This is a genomic window from Methylocystis sp. S23, from assembly GCF_054106005.1.
Map to the genome: position 1 here is coordinate 3,704,157 of NZ_CM134185.1, position 14,574 is coordinate 3,718,730.

Annotated in this window: 14 protein-coding genes; 6 read left to right on the forward strand and 8 right to left on the reverse strand. The window is 62.5% G+C overall.

Annotated features, from left to right (window positions below):
* Positions 1 to 93: 93 nt before the first annotated feature.
* Positions 94 to 1,503 (reverse strand): glycosyltransferase family 4 protein, encoded by a 1,410-nt coding sequence (locus ACV7JP_RS18145; RefSeq protein ID WP_457797048.1) that lies wholly within the window; start codon positions 1,501 to 1,503, stop codon positions 94 to 96.
* Between the two features lie 221 nt (positions 1,504 to 1,724).
* On the opposite strand from ACV7JP_RS18145, the gene ACV7JP_RS18150 reads away from it, so the two are divergent.
* Together ACV7JP_RS18150 and ACV7JP_RS18155 are read left to right on the forward strand one after the other, a co-directional pair.
* A complete protein-coding gene (locus ACV7JP_RS18150) occupies positions 1,725 to 2,546 on the forward strand; it encodes a class I SAM-dependent methyltransferase (protein ID WP_457797049.1) in 822 nt (273 codons plus the stop codon).
* 38 nt (positions 2,547 to 2,584) lie between these two features.
* Entirely contained in the window at positions 2,585 to 3,784 is a 1,200-nt protein-coding gene (locus tag ACV7JP_RS18155; RefSeq protein ID WP_457797050.1) for a glycosyltransferase family 2 protein, read from the forward strand.
* A gap of 391 nt (positions 3,785 to 4,175) precedes the next feature.
* On the opposite strand, the gene ACV7JP_RS18160 is transcribed toward ACV7JP_RS18155, so the two are convergent.
* On the reverse strand, positions 4,176 to 4,478 hold the full coding sequence (locus ACV7JP_RS18160) for a type II toxin-antitoxin system TacA family antitoxin (RefSeq protein WP_457797051.1): 303 nt from the start codon (positions 4,476 to 4,478) through the stop codon (positions 4,176 to 4,178).
* Positions 4,479 to 4,763: 285 nt separating this feature from the next.
* Between ACV7JP_RS18160 and ACV7JP_RS18165 the strand changes: the two genes are divergently transcribed.
* Positions 4,764 to 4,925 carry a hypothetical protein gene (locus ACV7JP_RS18165; protein ID WP_457797052.1) on the forward strand — a complete coding sequence of 54 codons (162 nt, stop codon included), beginning with the start codon at positions 4,764 to 4,766 and terminating at the stop codon, positions 4,923 to 4,925.
* 365 nt (positions 4,926 to 5,290) lie between these two features.
* On the opposite strand, the gene ACV7JP_RS18170 is transcribed toward ACV7JP_RS18165, so the two are convergent.
* Genes ACV7JP_RS18170 through istA form a run of 3 tightly spaced genes read right to left on the reverse strand, consistent with a single transcriptional unit; the run spans position 5,291 to position 7,729 of the window.
* Complete coding sequence (locus ACV7JP_RS18170; protein ID WP_457797053.1) at positions 5,291 to 5,497, reverse strand: hypothetical protein; 207 nt, start codon at positions 5,495 to 5,497, stop codon at positions 5,291 to 5,293.
* Positions 5,494 to 6,318 (reverse strand): IS21-like element helper ATPase IstB, encoded by an 825-nt coding sequence (gene istB, locus ACV7JP_RS18175; RefSeq protein ID WP_457797054.1) that lies wholly within the window; start codon positions 6,316 to 6,318, stop codon positions 5,494 to 5,496. The genes ACV7JP_RS18170 and istB overlap by 4 nt, the downstream gene beginning before the upstream one ends.
* On the reverse strand, positions 6,239 to 7,729 hold the full coding sequence (istA, locus tag ACV7JP_RS18180; RefSeq protein ID WP_457797055.1) for an IS21 family transposase: 1,491 nt from the start codon (positions 7,727 to 7,729) through the stop codon (positions 6,239 to 6,241). The genes istB and istA overlap by 80 nt, the downstream gene beginning before the upstream one ends.
* 1,026 nt (positions 7,730 to 8,755) lie before the next feature.
* Here istA and ACV7JP_RS18185 point away from each other — a divergent pair.
* From ACV7JP_RS18185 to ACV7JP_RS18195, 3 genes are all read left to right on the forward strand, one after another.
* A complete protein-coding gene (locus ACV7JP_RS18185) occupies positions 8,756 to 8,929 on the forward strand; it encodes a hypothetical protein (RefSeq protein ID WP_457797056.1) in 174 nt (57 codons plus the stop codon).
* A gap of 142 nt (positions 8,930 to 9,071) precedes the next feature.
* Positions 9,072 to 9,512 (forward strand): hypothetical protein, encoded by a 441-nt coding sequence (locus ACV7JP_RS18190; protein WP_457797057.1) that lies wholly within the window; start codon positions 9,072 to 9,074, stop codon positions 9,510 to 9,512.
* A 588-nt stretch (positions 9,513 to 10,100) separates the two neighbouring features.
* Positions 10,101 to 10,427 (forward strand): DUF736 domain-containing protein, encoded by a 327-nt coding sequence (locus tag ACV7JP_RS18195; RefSeq protein ID WP_457797058.1) that lies wholly within the window; start codon positions 10,101 to 10,103, stop codon positions 10,425 to 10,427.
* 96 nt (positions 10,428 to 10,523) lie between these two features.
* Here the strand turns inward: ACV7JP_RS18195 and ACV7JP_RS18200 are convergent, their stop codons facing one another.
* The 3 genes from ACV7JP_RS18200 to ACV7JP_RS18210 are packed head-to-tail and all read right to left on the reverse strand — an operon-like array spanning position 10,524 to position 14,488.
* A complete protein-coding gene (locus ACV7JP_RS18200; protein ID WP_457797059.1) occupies positions 10,524 to 10,817 on the reverse strand; it encodes a DCL family protein in 294 nt (97 codons plus the stop codon).
* Positions 10,818 to 10,835: 18 nt separating this feature from the next.
* Complete coding sequence (locus tag ACV7JP_RS18205) at positions 10,836 to 13,451, reverse strand: DEAD/DEAH box helicase (RefSeq protein ID WP_457797060.1); 2,616 nt, start codon at positions 13,449 to 13,451, stop codon at positions 10,836 to 10,838.
* Complete coding sequence (locus tag ACV7JP_RS18210; RefSeq protein WP_457797061.1) at positions 13,448 to 14,488, reverse strand: HamA C-terminal domain-containing protein; 1,041 nt, start codon at positions 14,486 to 14,488, stop codon at positions 13,448 to 13,450. Before ACV7JP_RS18210 ends, ACV7JP_RS18205 begins: the two co-directional genes overlap by 4 nt.
* Between the last annotated feature and the right edge of the window lie 86 nt (positions 14,489 to 14,574).

Here is a 14,574-nt window from a genome sequence, read left to right on the forward strand (position 1 = left end):
CAGAGCCACATCACGGCCCCTGGATTGCTTCGTCGCTAACGCTCCTCGCAATGACGGCCGCGCGGCGAAGGGATCAAACGGAATTGGTTTCGCTCAATCGAGCCGCGACTGAAATCCGCCGTCGCGCGCCATGCCGAGAAGCTGCGCGGCGGATTCGCGCCAGCTCGTCGGCGCGACGACGGGAGCCGCCGGCTTTTCGCCGAGCGCCTCCTTCATCCGCTCGACAAGGCTGTCGCTGTCGAGCAGTTGGAAATAGCGCGCGCTGTCGCCCGCCACCTCGCGAAACACGGCGATGTCCGTCGCGATGACCGGAACGCCGTAATGCGCCGCCTCGACGATCGGCAAGCCGAAGCCTTCGGCGACCGAGGCGAGCACCAGCGCACGCGCATTGCGGTAGAGAAGCGCAAGATCGGCGTCGCTCGCATGATCGAACCAGAACAGGCGCTTGTTGAATTCGGGGTGGTGTTTCAGCCGCCGCTCGAACTGCCGCATGCCCCACCCCTTGCCGCCGACGACGACATAGGTCGCGTCGACGCCCGCATCCCAAAGCTTCTCCAGCGCGTCGAGCGCGACCGGATAGCCCTTGCGCGGCTCGACCGTGCCGACGCCGAGGAAATAGGGCTTGCCTCCGGCGACGACGCCTTGCGCGCGCTCCGAGGCCTCGCCTGCCGCGGCGCCGGAGAAATCCGCGCCTAGGCGCCACCAGCCGAGCGGCATGCCCGGCTTCGTGCGCCCGTTCGCCGCGAGATAATCGCGCAGACTTTCGGCCGCCGCGCGAGAATCCGCGATCACGCCATCGCTCCTCAAGACGATATGAGACAGCCATTCCTCGAAGCGCTGCCTGAGAGCGGGCGGAAACGCGGCCGGATGGATCAGCGGCAGAATATCGTAAAGGCAGACAATGTTCCTGCCGCCCTTCGCCTTCACCGCATCGAGGATCGGGAGATATTCTTCCGTATGGTTCCAGCTCGCATCGAGCATCAGGAAGACGTCTCCCTCGTCGATCGCAATCGTCTCGGGAATTTCCGGATGGCTGTAATAGGCGAAGAGCCTGCCGTTATGAATAGCCACGGGCAGGCCCGCGCCCATCAGCCACCCGTTGCGCGCGATCTCGCGAACCACGCGCTGAATGCCCGTGTTCTTGCCCGAGCGCAGCGAGCTCGTCATGTCGAGAAGCAGGCGCGGCCGCCCGGCGGGCAGGGCCTCCGGGACGAGCGCGGGCGCATCCGTTTTCTTCCATGCCGGGATTCGATTGCGCCGCTCGACATAGCCCGGAAGAAGCAAGGCCTCGCCTTGCCGCAAAAGGCGGGAAATCGTCCAGTAAAGCTCCATCGCTCGCAGGCGGATAAGCTTTTGCAGGCGCGTAAGCTGTCGGCAGGCGTGAGACGCGCCCGCTTCATCGGCGCGCTCCAGCCGGGTCAGAGCAGTTAAATACGTGCTTATTTCGAGCTCTTCTGTCTTTTCGAGAAGCATATCATGCTCGCTGTCAAGTTCTTGCTGCAATTGATTCTCTGTAAGAAATGCATATGAGCCGGGGCGAAAAAATGAAAGCGCTGCAATATTGCGTGACAGCGACTTAAGCTTGGGCAAGAAGGCGCCTGCTGGCGTTTTAGATTGTTCCATGGCGTCGCTTAAACCTTCTCGCCGCGCGCAGGAGCGCGCCTTGCCGCGACTGCGAGCGGCGGACTATATCTCCCGCTCCAGCCCTTCCGAAAGCACGCGCGATGAGTGAGCAGCAGAGCATGGCGGCGCCCGATCTCGGGACCCTGCATGATTACGAATATCAGATCGATCTCGAAGGCGACAATGCGCTCGCCTATGTCGTGGCGTTCGCCGGCGCGGGAAAAAAGATATTGGAGCTCGGCGCCGGCGCGGGCATGCAGACGCAGTTCCTCGCCAAGGACAAGCGCAACGACGTCGTCGCCGTGGAGATCAATCCGGCGTCGGTCGAGAAGCTGAAGAAATATACGGATCGCGTATATTCGCTCGACCTGAACGACTCCGGCTGGACGCAGGCGCTCGCCGCCGAGGGCAGGTTCGACGCGATTATCGCGGCGGATGTGCTGGAACATCTCTACGATCCCTGGACCGCGGTCGCGGAGATGAAGAAGCTCTTGAAGGATACGGGCGAGATCATCGTCTCCCTGCCCTATATCGGCAATGGCGCGATATTGGGCCTGCTCTATGACGATGATTTCGACTATCGCGAAGCGGGCCTGCTCGACAAAACGCATATCCGCTTTTTCGGACTCAAGAACATCGAGGCGCTGCACAAGAACGCCGGCCTCGCCATCACAGATGCGCGCATCGTGCTGCGCCGCCCCGAAGCGACCGAGTTCCATGCGCGCTGGAACAAGCTGCCGAAAGCCGTGCGCGCGGCTCTGACCGTGAGCCCGCACGCCGATATTTATCAGGTCGTCACCACGGCCCGGCGGTCGGAGACGGTCTCGGCGGATTTCAGCCTTTTCGACGCCGCCGCGAAGCGCTGCCCGCCGCGCAGCCGCACGATGGCGCAAAGAATCGCGGAAAAGCTGCTCAGCCTCTGATAAAGAGGCTGAACCAGCTTCAACCGCATGCGAGCTTCATGGCCAACGAAAGACCCTGCCAGATCGAAATGATCCGCCACGCGCCCGACCGGCCCGTCGTGGCGTTCTTTCGCTTCTTCGACGCGGCGGGCGACTGCGTCATCGCCTTTCCCTTCCGCCTGCAAAAGCGCGTCACGCTCTTCAACGAAGTGATGATGGACCCCGCGCTTTCCGTGCAGATCGATTGCGGAGACCCCGAAGCGCGCATTTACGCGCGCATCACGCCCTGCGGACGGCGCTATTATTGGGGCCGCAAGCTCGATCATTTCCTCGACAGGTTCCGGCGCAAGCCGCAACCCGCCCTCCCGGCGCCCGATCCGTCGCGCATCGTTCCCTTCGCGGCGGCGGGCGCCGCGACTTCGTCCGGGACGCCGCTCGTCAGCATCGTCATCCCCACGCGCGACCGGGCCGATCTTCTCGCGCGCGCCGTCGAGACTTTGTTCGAGCGCGCGAGCTGGCGAAATATCGAGCTCGTCATCGTCGACAATGGCTCCGTCGAGCCCGAGACATTCGCGCTCTTCGACAGGCTGCGCGCCCGCGCCGGCGTCACGATCCTGCGCCGGGACGAGCCTTTCAATTTCGCGCGCCTCGTCAATGAGGGAGCGCGCGCAACGCGCGGCGAGGTGATCGCGCTGCTCAATAATGATGTGGAGACCGGCGATCCCGACTGGCTCGCGCCGCTCGTCGCGCTCGCGATCGATCCGCGCGTCGGCGTCGTCGGCGTCAAGCTGCTGAATGAAGACGGAACCGTGCAGCATGCCGGCATCGCGCTCGGCATTCGCGGCCTCACCGCTCATGCCGGCGCCGGGCGCGCCGCCGACGATCCCGGCCCGCACGCCATGCTGACGACGACGCGCCGCGTTTCGGCCGTCACCGGCGCCTGCCTGCTGACGCGCCGCGACGTTTACGAGAAGCTCGGCGGCTTCGACGAGAACTTCGTGGTGGAGTTCAACGATGTCGATTATTGCCTGCGCGCCGGGGCGTCCGGCTACGCCGTCGTTTCGGCCGCCACGCCCGCGCTCCTGCATAAAGAGGGCTCGACCCGCCAGGCAAGGCCCCTGCGCACCCAGGAAGTGCTCGACCGGACGCTGTTCATGACGCGATGGGGCCGCGCTTTGGTGGACGATCCCTATTATCCGCCCGAACTCACCTTGCAAGACGAGTCGCTCACCCTCGCAACGGAACCGCGCAATGGCTAGCACGCTCACGCCGCAAGATATTAGATTCGCCGTTGCGCCTATGATGGACTGGACTGAAATAGTCGCTACTTCAAATAGATAACAACTATCGTGCGCACGCCGTGTGCAGGGCTTGTTCTCTTTTTCTTCCTGCCCGCCAGGTCGCGCTGGAACACGCCGCCCCTCTCCCGGACGCGAATTTCGGGCGCCCCTCGGCATCCGATTTCGCCAGCCGTTCACGCCCGTCGCCGCTCATTCGAAGAGCCGCTTTATGTCCGCCTTCGTACAAAACAGCTTCATGAGCCGTTCAGGAAAGGGCAGAATACTCTCGCGCTCGTAGAGCGGCGGGCGCTGTCGTACTTCGCCTCGACGATCAACGCGAACGAGGCGATCTCGCTCCGGGCGGCACGCGTCAAACGCCGGTTCGCGCGCGATAGCGGCGCACAGTGTCGCGAAGGCGGTCATTAACAGGCTTTGGGTTAAGCAGCGCATCGACGAATGCTTCGCTATCGCGAACCGAGAGCGAGAGCTGATTGTGTTCCTCGATGGCGCGCCGAGCGGCGTCCTGCACGCTGGTCAGCACGAAATCGGTGACGCTCCGCCCCTGCAGGGCCGCCGCTCGCTCAATCAGGCTCTTTTGCTCGGCCGTAACGCGGGCCTCCAAGCGCTCCGCTCGGGCGCGTCTCCCATTAGATCTGGATGCTGCGTCGGTCATGGCTCTGTTCTCTTTGCATAAGGTACGGCCAATAACCGGCTACTCCAAGACTGACGACATCGGATCGTCCGGCTACCTGCGCACAAAATCTGCCTCGAAAGCGGCGGCGCCCCACGCAGTCCCGGCTTCGAGGCCGAAGATCGCCGCCGCCTCCTCAGCGACCACTCCTGGACGCGCCAGGCGACCTTGCGTAATCGTCGTTGAACAGCCGACGCTCTTCCTGAGGGCCTCGTGCGCTCGGCTTGGAGGGACCCTGACGGGGCCGGCGCCCAAAGGTTGATTTCAATGACCTTCCGTATCACTCGAGAGCAGCTTTACGACCTGGTCTGGTCGGAATCCATGCAGAACCTGTCGAAGCAAATCGGAATCTCCGACGTGGCGATCGCGAAGCATTGCCGAAAGCTCGGCGTCCCGACGCCCGAGCGCGGCTACTGGGCCAGGTGTTAGCGGCGGTGAAAATCCGCGCATAGACGGCGCGGTCGGGCTGGGTCCGCAACGGTTGGAGGCGTCAGAGCGCTTTCTCTGGCGGGGCTCGGCAATTACGGGCTGGATATGTTGATTTGGCGCGAGCTGCGGTCGGAACAGGAACACGTCAATCAGCGCGAATGGCTTCAGACGGGAATCGATGCGCGAGGCGGTGACGTCCCTCCGCGCCCATGATGCTGTCGTGCTCGCGACCGTCAAGGACGCTTCGCGCCGCGCCGCGGCGCCCTTCGGGCGTCCTTGACGGCCGCTGCGCGCGCCAGCATTGCAGCGCTCAGGTCGGGACGACGGGATGGCCGTCCCGATCGAACCACGGGATATTCGGCGGTTCAGAGAGGTTTTTCGTCGCTGGCGTCGTCGCGGCCTCGTTGATCTCGGAGCAATTCCTGCATTCGGTCGCCATAGAGCGCCCAGATCTTGTCGCGCAGATCGTCGACCAGCTCGAACAAGGCCAGCGCCTGTTCGGGCGTCCAGGTCCGGGGAATGTCGATCGAGAGCGGACAAAGATGGGCCGGCAATCGCGTCGGGTTTCTCATGATTTGGCCTCGCGGCGCTGGCGGGTCCGTTGCTCGGCGCGGTCACGGGCTTCCTTGAGGCGCCAGGAGTCGCCTTCGATGGAGACGATTTCAGCGTGGTGAAGGAGACGGTCGACCAGAGAGACGACGCAGGCCGCGTTGGGAAAAACCTCTCGCCATTCGGCGAACGGGCGGTTGGTGGTGACGAGCGTGCTCTTGTTCTGATAGCGGCGCGAGATCAATTCGAACAACAGATCGGCGTGCCGGTTGGAATAGGAGAGATATCCGACCTCGTCGATCACCAGCAGTTGTGGCCGGGCATAGTGGCGCAGGCGACGACGCAAGGCGGAGTCGCTGTCCAGCGCGCAGAGATCGCCCAGCAGTTGGCCCGCGCTGGTGAACAGGACGGCATGTCCCTCGATCAGCGTTCGATGGGCGATGTTTTGCGCGATGGTCGACTTGCCGACGCCGTTCGGACCGACGAGAACGACGTTGGTGGCGTCCTCGAGGAACTCGAGCGTCATCAGCGCGTCGATGGCGGCGCGGTCGCAGCGTTTTGGCCAGTTCCAATCGAAGTCGCAGAGGGGCTTGAAGCGACCGATATGGGCGGCGCGCAATCGACGCTCCAGGCCGCGGCGGCCTCGCTCCCGCTCCTCCCAGCCCAGCAGCGTATCGACCCAGGTTTCGCTGGCGACCTCGTTCCAATGCGCCAGAAGTCCATGTAGATTGAGAGCGCCGGCGCGAGCGCGCCGCGTGTCCGGTTCAGTCATCTCGATCGTCCTTGAGTTGGTCATAAGTTTCGAGCGCATGCGGCCGCACCGGCACATCGCGGTCGCGCACATGCGCGGGCAACGTCAGGGCGACGGGAGGGGCGACGCCTTGTTGCTCGCGGCGGCGTTCGAGAGCGAGACGCACGGCGTTCGGGTGCGGCACATCGCGCTCCAGCGCCTCGAGTATGGCGGCTTGCAACGCCGCGGCGTCATATCGTTCGAGCAGACGCAGCAGAGCGGCGGTGATGGCGCCGAGATTGGCCCCGCGTTCGGCGGCGCGCACGAGCAAGACCTGGCTGGCCGGCGCGGCCTGCGCGAGGCGATCGTTGGCGCGATGCTGGCGCGCGGCGCGCTTTTCGTCGACCAGCGCCTGAACATGGACGGGTTCTTCGACCTGCGCTCCTTTGTCGTAGCTGCGCGAGTGGTGGGCGAGCACCTTCGCGCCATCGACGATGCGAACCTCGCGCGGATCGGCGAGCACGGTCAGCACGCGCCGCACATATGTGTGGGGCACGGAATAATCGTTCAGGTCGAACCGGACATAGGGCGTCTTGCCCACCGACACCGCGACCTGTTCGAGCACGGGCGCCGAGCTTTCGGGCAGCGGGAGCAAGCGGGCTCTTTCCTCGGCGAACACGTCCCGTACGGTGCGGTCGGGTTCTCCAGGACACCGGCGATCGGCGGCGGGACCAAGGCTCCAGGCCTGCGCCTGGGCGTTGAGGTCATCGAGATCGACGAACTCGCGAGCGGCGAAAAAGGCCTCGCGCACGTAGCGGATGGCGCGTTCGACGCGGCCTTTTTCATTGCCTCGGGCGATCGCCACGGGACGCGGCTCGTAACGATACTGTCCCGCAAAGCCGAGCAAGGTGGGATGGAAACGGATCGCGTCGCCGCGCCGCTCCAGCACCGCGCTCTTGAGATTGTCGTACAACAAAACGCGAGGCGCGCCGCCCCACGCGGTGAAGGCGTCGACATGGCCGCGCAAGAAGTTCTCCATGCGGGCGTCCAGAAAGAAGCGCAGAAAAATTTGCCGCGAATGACTGAGCACCATGACGAAGGCCATCAGCGGGCGCCGCGCGCGACCGATCTGGAGATGACCGAAGTGGCCCCAGTCGACTTGCCCCTGCTCGCCCGGGAGGCTGAGGAGACGCAGATAGGCTTCGGCCTTCGGACGCGGCCGATAACAAGCGATGAGGTGGCGGAAGTGATCGGGCCGGCCCGGATAGCCGCGTTCGCGCACCATCTCATAAAGGCGGCTCGCGGTCAGCGAGGGGAACGCCTCCAGCGTCTGATGAATGAATGGCAGATAAGCGTCGATCGGCGATTTGCGTGGCGACCCGAGCCTCGGCAGACCGGCCTGCGCCAGCACACGCCGCACCACGTCGTGATGCACGTGCAACTGACGGGAGATCGTGCCGATGGTCCATTTTTCGGCGTGATAATAGCGCAGGATTTGCGCCTCGATATCAGGTGACGTCACCATGGTCTCGTCCCGCCCGCTCGTGTCGCGGCGCGCCGCGACGACCGAGGCGGCGGCGCAAAAATCCCTGGCGGACGAGATCGAGACAGCGCCGGCCGCACCAGTGGCAGTGCGAGATCGGCCGCCGAGGTTCGATATCCGCGGTGGTTGCGTCGCTCGCGATCGTCGGCGAGCCGATCGACAGAAAATCATCGGGAGGCGGTGGAGGTGAACCCTGATGCGTCACGTTCTTGCATCGCGCCCGGTATCGACGCGCGCGCTCGGCATGCGTGAGCCGCCCTCGGCGGCTGGCCTGGTAACGAGCTCCCGCCGCGCGCTGGCCGCGCCGCCGCGCATGAGCGCCGCACCCCTCGGCGCAGTAAATCTGGCCGCGATCACAACAACTACAGATCAGCGCCTGGGCGCGACACCCGGCGCATAGAAACAGCCTCGCCGACCCCGCGTCGGCATGGTCGGATTGGCTGGCGCCATGTGGACGAACGCCCAGCTTTCCGCGATATTGATTGGACATGCGTGCCCGGCACGGTGTGGGGCACGGCGTCGAACGGAACCGGCAAGTCGAGGTCGACGCCGTGCTTGCCTTCGAAAAGGCCAAGCTTACCCCAGCATTCCCCGCCACGGCAGGCCGCGACCGCGTGCCGCCGCATAGACCTCAACCAGACGCCGTAATCATCTCGGCAAGCCTCGGAGGAAACCGGCCAGACCCCGACCGCGCCATCTATGCGCGGATTTTCACCGCCATCGACAGCAGATGCACGTGGTCCGCCAACGATAGACGAGGTTCGAGCAGTCCGTGACCGGGCTCCATGATTTCGAAGCAATCGACTCCCGTCGGCGAGCGCCACCCCGCTCTGATCGGCGCTGATCCTCTATCCGACCGATGGCCTGACGCCATCAACCCACGAGGGGTCGGCTACGCGAGCGTGCCGCCGCTTCGGTTTCACCTGCGCGGTGATCGCGGCCATCAGCCGGACACATCGGGCGCCTGTCGCGCGGGGATGGCCCCCGCCTCAGCACAGGAGCCGATCGATGTCTCGAAACCTCACATTCGCCCACGTTCGCGGTTGGGATCTCGCGAACACCCTCATGATCTGCGTCGTCGTCTTCCATGATGGCGCGGGAGACTACGGCGTCATGCCGTCGACCGAATACGACGGCGATCCCGCCGCCATCGTCCATGAATTCGATCCCTTCCAATCATGAAGGAATCTGCCACCACGAGCGGCGAAAATCCTGCGGGGATTTTCGCTCGCCCTGTCTCATCTTTCCGGCTAGACTCGCCGCTGCGCCGTGGCGGTGGTGGAAGGCGCGCTCGTCAGACCTTTGTCTCACGGAGACCACCGCCATGATCATCTTCGGACCGCTGCTCGTCATCGCCGGCATCGGCTTCTTCTGCTGGCTGCTGTTCACGCTCGCCGTCTTCGCGCTCCCTTTATATGCCGGCCTGACGGTCGGCAATTGGGCTTTTCACACGGGAGCCGGCTGGCTCGGCGGAGCAATCGTCGGCGCCATCGCCGCAGGCGTGACATTCGGCGTCGGGCAACTGGCGCTCGCTTTCGTTCCCTGGACCTGGCTCCGGCTCGCCATCGTAATCGTCTACGCTGCGCCGGCGACGGTCGCCGGCTATTACGCCACGCACGGAATTGCCCAGATGGCTATGCCGTCGGCGACATGGCAGATGATTTTTTCGCTCGTCGGCGCGGTCGCAGTCGGCGTCACCGCTTTGATCCGCATCGCTGGAGCAACCCCGCTGGGACGGGGAGAAACACGTCTCGCGCGGGCCTGACACCGCTCCAGCTGCTCCGATCGGCGCATGTCGATCTGCATCTCTCCGAGGTCATCGTCGTGACACGGAGGCTACGATGGCGGCGAGTTCCAATCGTCGTGGCGAGCTGGTCGAAATTGTGATGCTCCTCGACGCAATCCATTGGCGGGAGCGATCTCATGGTCGTCCGGCAATCAGCGTGGAGGCAGGCATTTCAATACGCGGTTCGGAAGCGATGACGAAATTTTGTAGCCGGACAGAGGATTGTCATCATCGTCGGCGCTCGTCGCCGCATCCTTGCGATCGCACGACGTCGCCGAATTCTCCCCGATACCCGTCAGGCCGAGCGCTCCATAACGGCCTCTTTGATGGGCGGATCTGGCCGAAGGCCGGCTGCGCCTCGATCGCCTATGCGGCAATGGCGCCGAACGACTTTCTTCCCCTGACGGCTGCGCCGTCATTCCTCGCGAGACAACAAAGTCGCTCTTGCGCCATCCTCCGCTGACGCTGCGGTCGCGAGCGATGCCGCGTCGATCGCCTCCGGCCTTTCGATCGCCATCGAGGCCGCAATGGCGCGGGCTCGGAACTTCAAATCGAGGAGAATTTACAATGGCGACCATCGGCACCTTCAAGAAGACCGGCAACAGCGAGTTCACCGGCGAGATCGTCACCCTTTCCGTCCAGGCGAAGAACGTTCGCATCGTCCCCGAAACCAGCCGCTCCGGCGAGAATGCGCCCAGCCACCGCGTCTACGTGGGCCGAGTGGAAATCGGCGCCGCCTGGTCCAAGCGCTCCAACGAGGGCCGCGATTATCTCGGCCTCAAGCTCGACGATCCGAGCTTCAACGCCCCGATCTTCGCCAACCTGTTCGACGACGAGAGCGGCGAAGGCTGCAGCCTGATTTGGTCCCGCCCCAGCCGCCGGAATGGCGACTGAGCTCCAAAGAGCCCCGCTCGGCAAATCCGGGCGGGGAACTCCCCAGTTGCAGCCAAGGGCGCATTCGAAATGCGAAAATGACGTCTATTTTTTCAATCACCCATACACGCACGCCTTGTAGGAGAACTTCTCGGTCGTGCCATCGGTCCGATTGAGCCAGAAGCACTTGGTCCCGAAGTCGGCACTCCGTACGCTGAAGTGCGTGACGCCGCAGCCGACCTTCGATTCTGCCTCAGGATGGAGGGCAAGCGCAGCTCTCAAGACATGCTCGTCCGCGACACTTACTTTATCCCCAACATCATAACGGTGGAGCATGCTTTGGAGGTATGCGGCGGCATCGCTCTTCTTGGCGAAATGCAGAGACCCAATCGTGATTGGCGTGGCAGGCATTTCAATCTCCTAGTCCGCTCATGACGTTGACGTTGCGGCCTGCTCACCGCTTTGAGGTAGAAGCTTCTCGCGAATCTCTCGAAGGATGATCGCGGGGATATCCATCCCTTCCAAGTGCGCCTCGCGTTCGGCAACCCACGCTAGGCAGCCTTCCCTGCTCAGGTCGTCACTCGCGATTTTTTCGTAAAGCGCGACCGCACTCATGCGCGACAAGCCGAGCTCCATTAGCGCGAGCAGAGTTCGCGACGACACGCCAAACTCCAGCTGGATGCCAATGTCGAAGTCATGGTCAATCAAATCGGCACGTCCTATAGCCCGCAAATGCATATTCAAGATGTCCATATAGGCTGATAGGTATTTCGGCGCTCTAAAGCGGGCGATTTGCTCGATGAGCTCCATCGTATGACGAATTAATGCAGGGAGTCTGTATTTCATACCGCGGCTTCGGTGGTAATCAATGTTCTTCCGGATCATTGCAGCAAGCGAAAAACCCTTGAGCCACTGGACGACAATGAGCGCGTGTAGTGGAATCAGTCCGTCGGGCAGAAATGCTGGAAATAGGTGCTGGTTGATACGCCGCATGATAGTCACGAAGCGATCATAGCTATCCTGGCTGTCGACCGCTGCGGGCAGCAGGTTCTCAATGTCGCCTTCATAGCTGCGGAAGGCCTCAAGGAGGCGCTGCAAACCGAGCGCGCTGACCCCGGGATGGCGATTCGCAATCTCGTGGCCGATCTCAATCTGGCTGGCAATCGCGGCGAGGCTCTGGTCAAGTTTCGCGATGATCGCAGGATCGTGACGCTTGGCGAGACTAGCTTGCGAGATCGAGCCGAGCCGTAGGTATGTGGCAAGCAGATACGATCCAACCTGCTCGTACCGGTCGGAATCCTCCAGTTCCGCGAGGGCGGCCGTAGCTCGGCGGTCGAGATAGTCGACAAGGTCGTCTCCCAGCTCGATCACGGCATCGCTCTCGCGCTTGATCGGGTAACGCGCGCGTGCAGGAACCCCACCGGGCCAAGCATTCGTGTCCTGAGGGTCGACGCAAATGATGTTGCCCTGAAACTCGTCACCCCAACGACCAGCCCGTCCCGCAAGATTCCAGAAATCATGGGGCTCCATGGGATGACCGATGCCCTTCCGCGGGCCGCGCAGTACGATGGTGCGGCAAGACAAGTTGACGCCCTCGATCAGCGTCGAGGTGCAGACGAGGAAACGAATTTTACCGGACCGGAACAGTCGTTCAACCTCTAGCCGGATCAGCGACGGCATGTTGCCATAATGGAAGGCGACACCGCGTTCGACCAGCGGCACTAGTTTGAACTGTGGATGCACGCCCTTTCGAGCGAGATCCGCCAACTCGAGCAACTCGGGGTCGGGCGGGCCGTCCGATGGAACAAGCTGACTGATTAGACCGGCGATCTCCTCCGCGTCGGCTGCACGATTGGCGTATACAAGCGTTCCGCCTCGCTCCCCGGCGGCCGCAGCGATGAACGCCAGCCTCTTCTGAATGCCCGCGGGGGAACTAGCCAGTTGGAGCACGCCGACTGGCAGGGTTGTATCTTGCTGACGGATCGACAGGTTCCACCGTTTCGGTTTGCGTGGAACCTGTTCTGCCACGATCACATTCTGGAGGACCGTGGGCGCGTCGCTATTGATCGCTCTCACTTCGACACCTTTCGGTGCGTCGGCAAGCAATTCCTCGGGATTCTGAGTCGCCGGACTAATGAACATGAGTTTAAGCGCTTGGTTGGCACGACAGGCGCGCTCGATCGCGTCCTGGAGGATCACGCCGCGCTGACTATCACCGATCTTGTGCGCTTCATCGACGATTAGCAGATCGATGGCGATTGCATCGCTTAGGATGTTCGTGAGCAGGTGCAGCCTCTCTTGCGTAAAGACGAGGATGAGGCGCGCTCCTTCGGCTCGGGCGGCGTCATATTTGTCGCGCAAGGGCAGCGAGGAAACCTGGACCCCGCTGTCCTTACCGAGTAAGACCAGGAGGGTGCTCTCGATCTCCGATACCAGCGCGCGGGTAGGCGCAAGGTAGACTGCAACGCGCGAATCGCTCGACCGTATATGGTCGATCAACCACTGCAGGACGAGGAACGTCTTACCCGAAGCGGTAGGTGCGGACGCAGAGAGCCAGCGGTGATCGGCAGCATCGTTCCAGAACCGCCGCTGAAAATCGTTGACTTGCAGCCACCGTCCGCTCGTCTCAACGAGAATCGCGTGATCCATCTGCCGGCGTTGCGCCTCGATCCGCGATGCCATGCCAAGCCTTCCATCTAAGCCGGCAGCAAGTAGATCCCGCTCGCTTGCCAAAGCTATGGCGCGGAAGTTCGACAGCTTGCTCAACAGCACGGCACCCGCATCCTTTATCGTGCCGCTCTCGGACAAGGTCACCGCGCCTGTTGCGATCCGCAGCGCGGCTTCTTGATGTTGGCGTCGGTCGGACTTAGCCAGGATGCTACCGGCGAGCAGCAGGCGGGGCCAGTCGATCGGTGCCGCTGGAGCGGCGTCCAGAGCAGGGGCGAGATTGTCGAGCTCGGTGACAACCGTGCGTCTGGTGAGCTCATCGAGATCGTTCCGAATCCCTTCGCCCATCAGCCAGGTCTGAAGGTCGCCGAGAGTCATTCTGCGAACCCCATTGCCTTGAGAAAGGCCGAGCGAAAGTCTTCGGCCGATGGCAACGGCAGGCAGAAGAATTCAATCTCGAACTGATTTAGCTTCTCCGCCTTGATATGCTCACCGATCTTTGACTTCCAGGTCTCTAGTTCAGCGCGCGCCGCTTCCGCAATCTCCTCGGCCACAGCTTTGGCTTCATCGCCGGGATAGAATGGCACGTCGAAGCCGACCAGAGCGACCCCGCAATATTGGACGCGTTTCGACATAACTGAGGTCTTGTCGAAATAGCGCTTGAGCGCCTCCGTTAGGTCAGGGTTGCTTAGATCCGCCTTGTCGCTAAGTAGAATGAGATCGCGCTCGCGTTCGGCGTCTTCATGCTCTGGCTCGACAAGGAACGGTGCGAGCGATGCTAGGCAATCCCGAATTGCTGACCCAGCATTCTTGTATATCTTTGATTCACCCCAGTAGAGCTTTAGCAGCCCATCGGCGGTTACACTCGCATACACGCCGTCGGCACCATGATAGTGCATGCGAGTGTCGGTCTTAAGATCCATCTTGCAAAGAATTTGTGGAAGCCGGAGGAATCGCTCGGCCAGCAAGAACAGAAGCATTTCACCGCCTTCGCCAGTTTTCGCCAGATCGGTGAACGAACGGCGTGCCTGCTCCACCAGTGCGGTGACGGCCTCAGTGCTATTATATTTGAGATCACGTGCCTTGGCTTTGGCGAGCTGCGTTCGAGAAATCGCATAATCGGCAACTGCGTTACGCATGAATTCGGCAAGCCGGCGAGGCTGAACACGCCCGTTGCCATCAACGGTGAGGCAATGGCAATGGACCTTGACCGAATGGCCATCAATAAGAACGTCCCGCTCGATCAGCGAAAGGTGAACCTGGAGCGCTTCGGGATCTCCGGTCAACGCAGCTGCCAAATCGGTCTCGGTAATACTCGACAGATTATCCCCCCTTGTCCACCGACACAGGTAGGTCGATGCCTTCAGCCCACGAATCAGGCTCCTCAGTATAGTGCCGTCAATCTTCGGTTGCACGGTGACGAGGCGGCCTCCTCGCGGCCATCCGAGGTTTATCGAGGGCAAGATAGTAGCGAAGGGAATCCTATCGCCTCGCCGTATTT

Coding starts and splice junctions, on each gene's coding strand:
- istB (WP_457797054.1), bottom strand. CDS start 6,318: ATGTGCGCGACCGCGATGTGCCGGTGCGGCCGCATGCGCTCGAAACTT.
- ACV7JP_RS18150 (WP_457797049.1), top strand. CDS start 1,725: ATGAGTGAGCAGCAGAGCATGGCGGCGCCCGATCTCGGGACCCTGCAT.
- istA (WP_457797055.1), bottom strand. CDS start 7,729: ATGGTGACGTCACCTGATATCGAGGCGCAAATCCTGCGCTATTATCAC.
- ACV7JP_RS18160 (WP_457797051.1), bottom strand. CDS start 4,478: ATGACCGACGCAGCATCCAGATCTAATGGGAGACGCGCCCGAGCGGAG.
- ACV7JP_RS18205 (WP_457797060.1), bottom strand. CDS start 13,451: ATGACTCTCGGCGACCTTCAGACCTGGCTGATGGGCGAAGGGATTCGG.
- ACV7JP_RS18170 (WP_457797053.1), bottom strand. CDS start 5,497: ATGAGAAACCCGACGCGATTGCCGGCCCATCTTTGTCCGCTCTCGATC.
- ACV7JP_RS18185 (WP_457797056.1), top strand. CDS start 8,756: ATGTCTCGAAACCTCACATTCGCCCACGTTCGCGGTTGGGATCTCGCG.
- ACV7JP_RS18155 (WP_457797050.1), top strand. CDS start 2,585: ATGGCCAACGAAAGACCCTGCCAGATCGAAATGATCCGCCACGCGCCC.
- ACV7JP_RS18165 (WP_457797052.1), top strand. CDS start 4,764: ATGACCTTCCGTATCACTCGAGAGCAGCTTTACGACCTGGTCTGGTCG.
- ACV7JP_RS18195 (WP_457797058.1), top strand. CDS start 10,101: ATGGCGACCATCGGCACCTTCAAGAAGACCGGCAACAGCGAGTTCACC.
- ACV7JP_RS18200 (WP_457797059.1), bottom strand. CDS start 10,817: ATGCCTGCCACGCCAATCACGATTGGGTCTCTGCATTTCGCCAAGAAG.
- ACV7JP_RS18190 (WP_457797057.1), top strand. CDS start 9,072: ATGATCATCTTCGGACCGCTGCTCGTCATCGCCGGCATCGGCTTCTTC.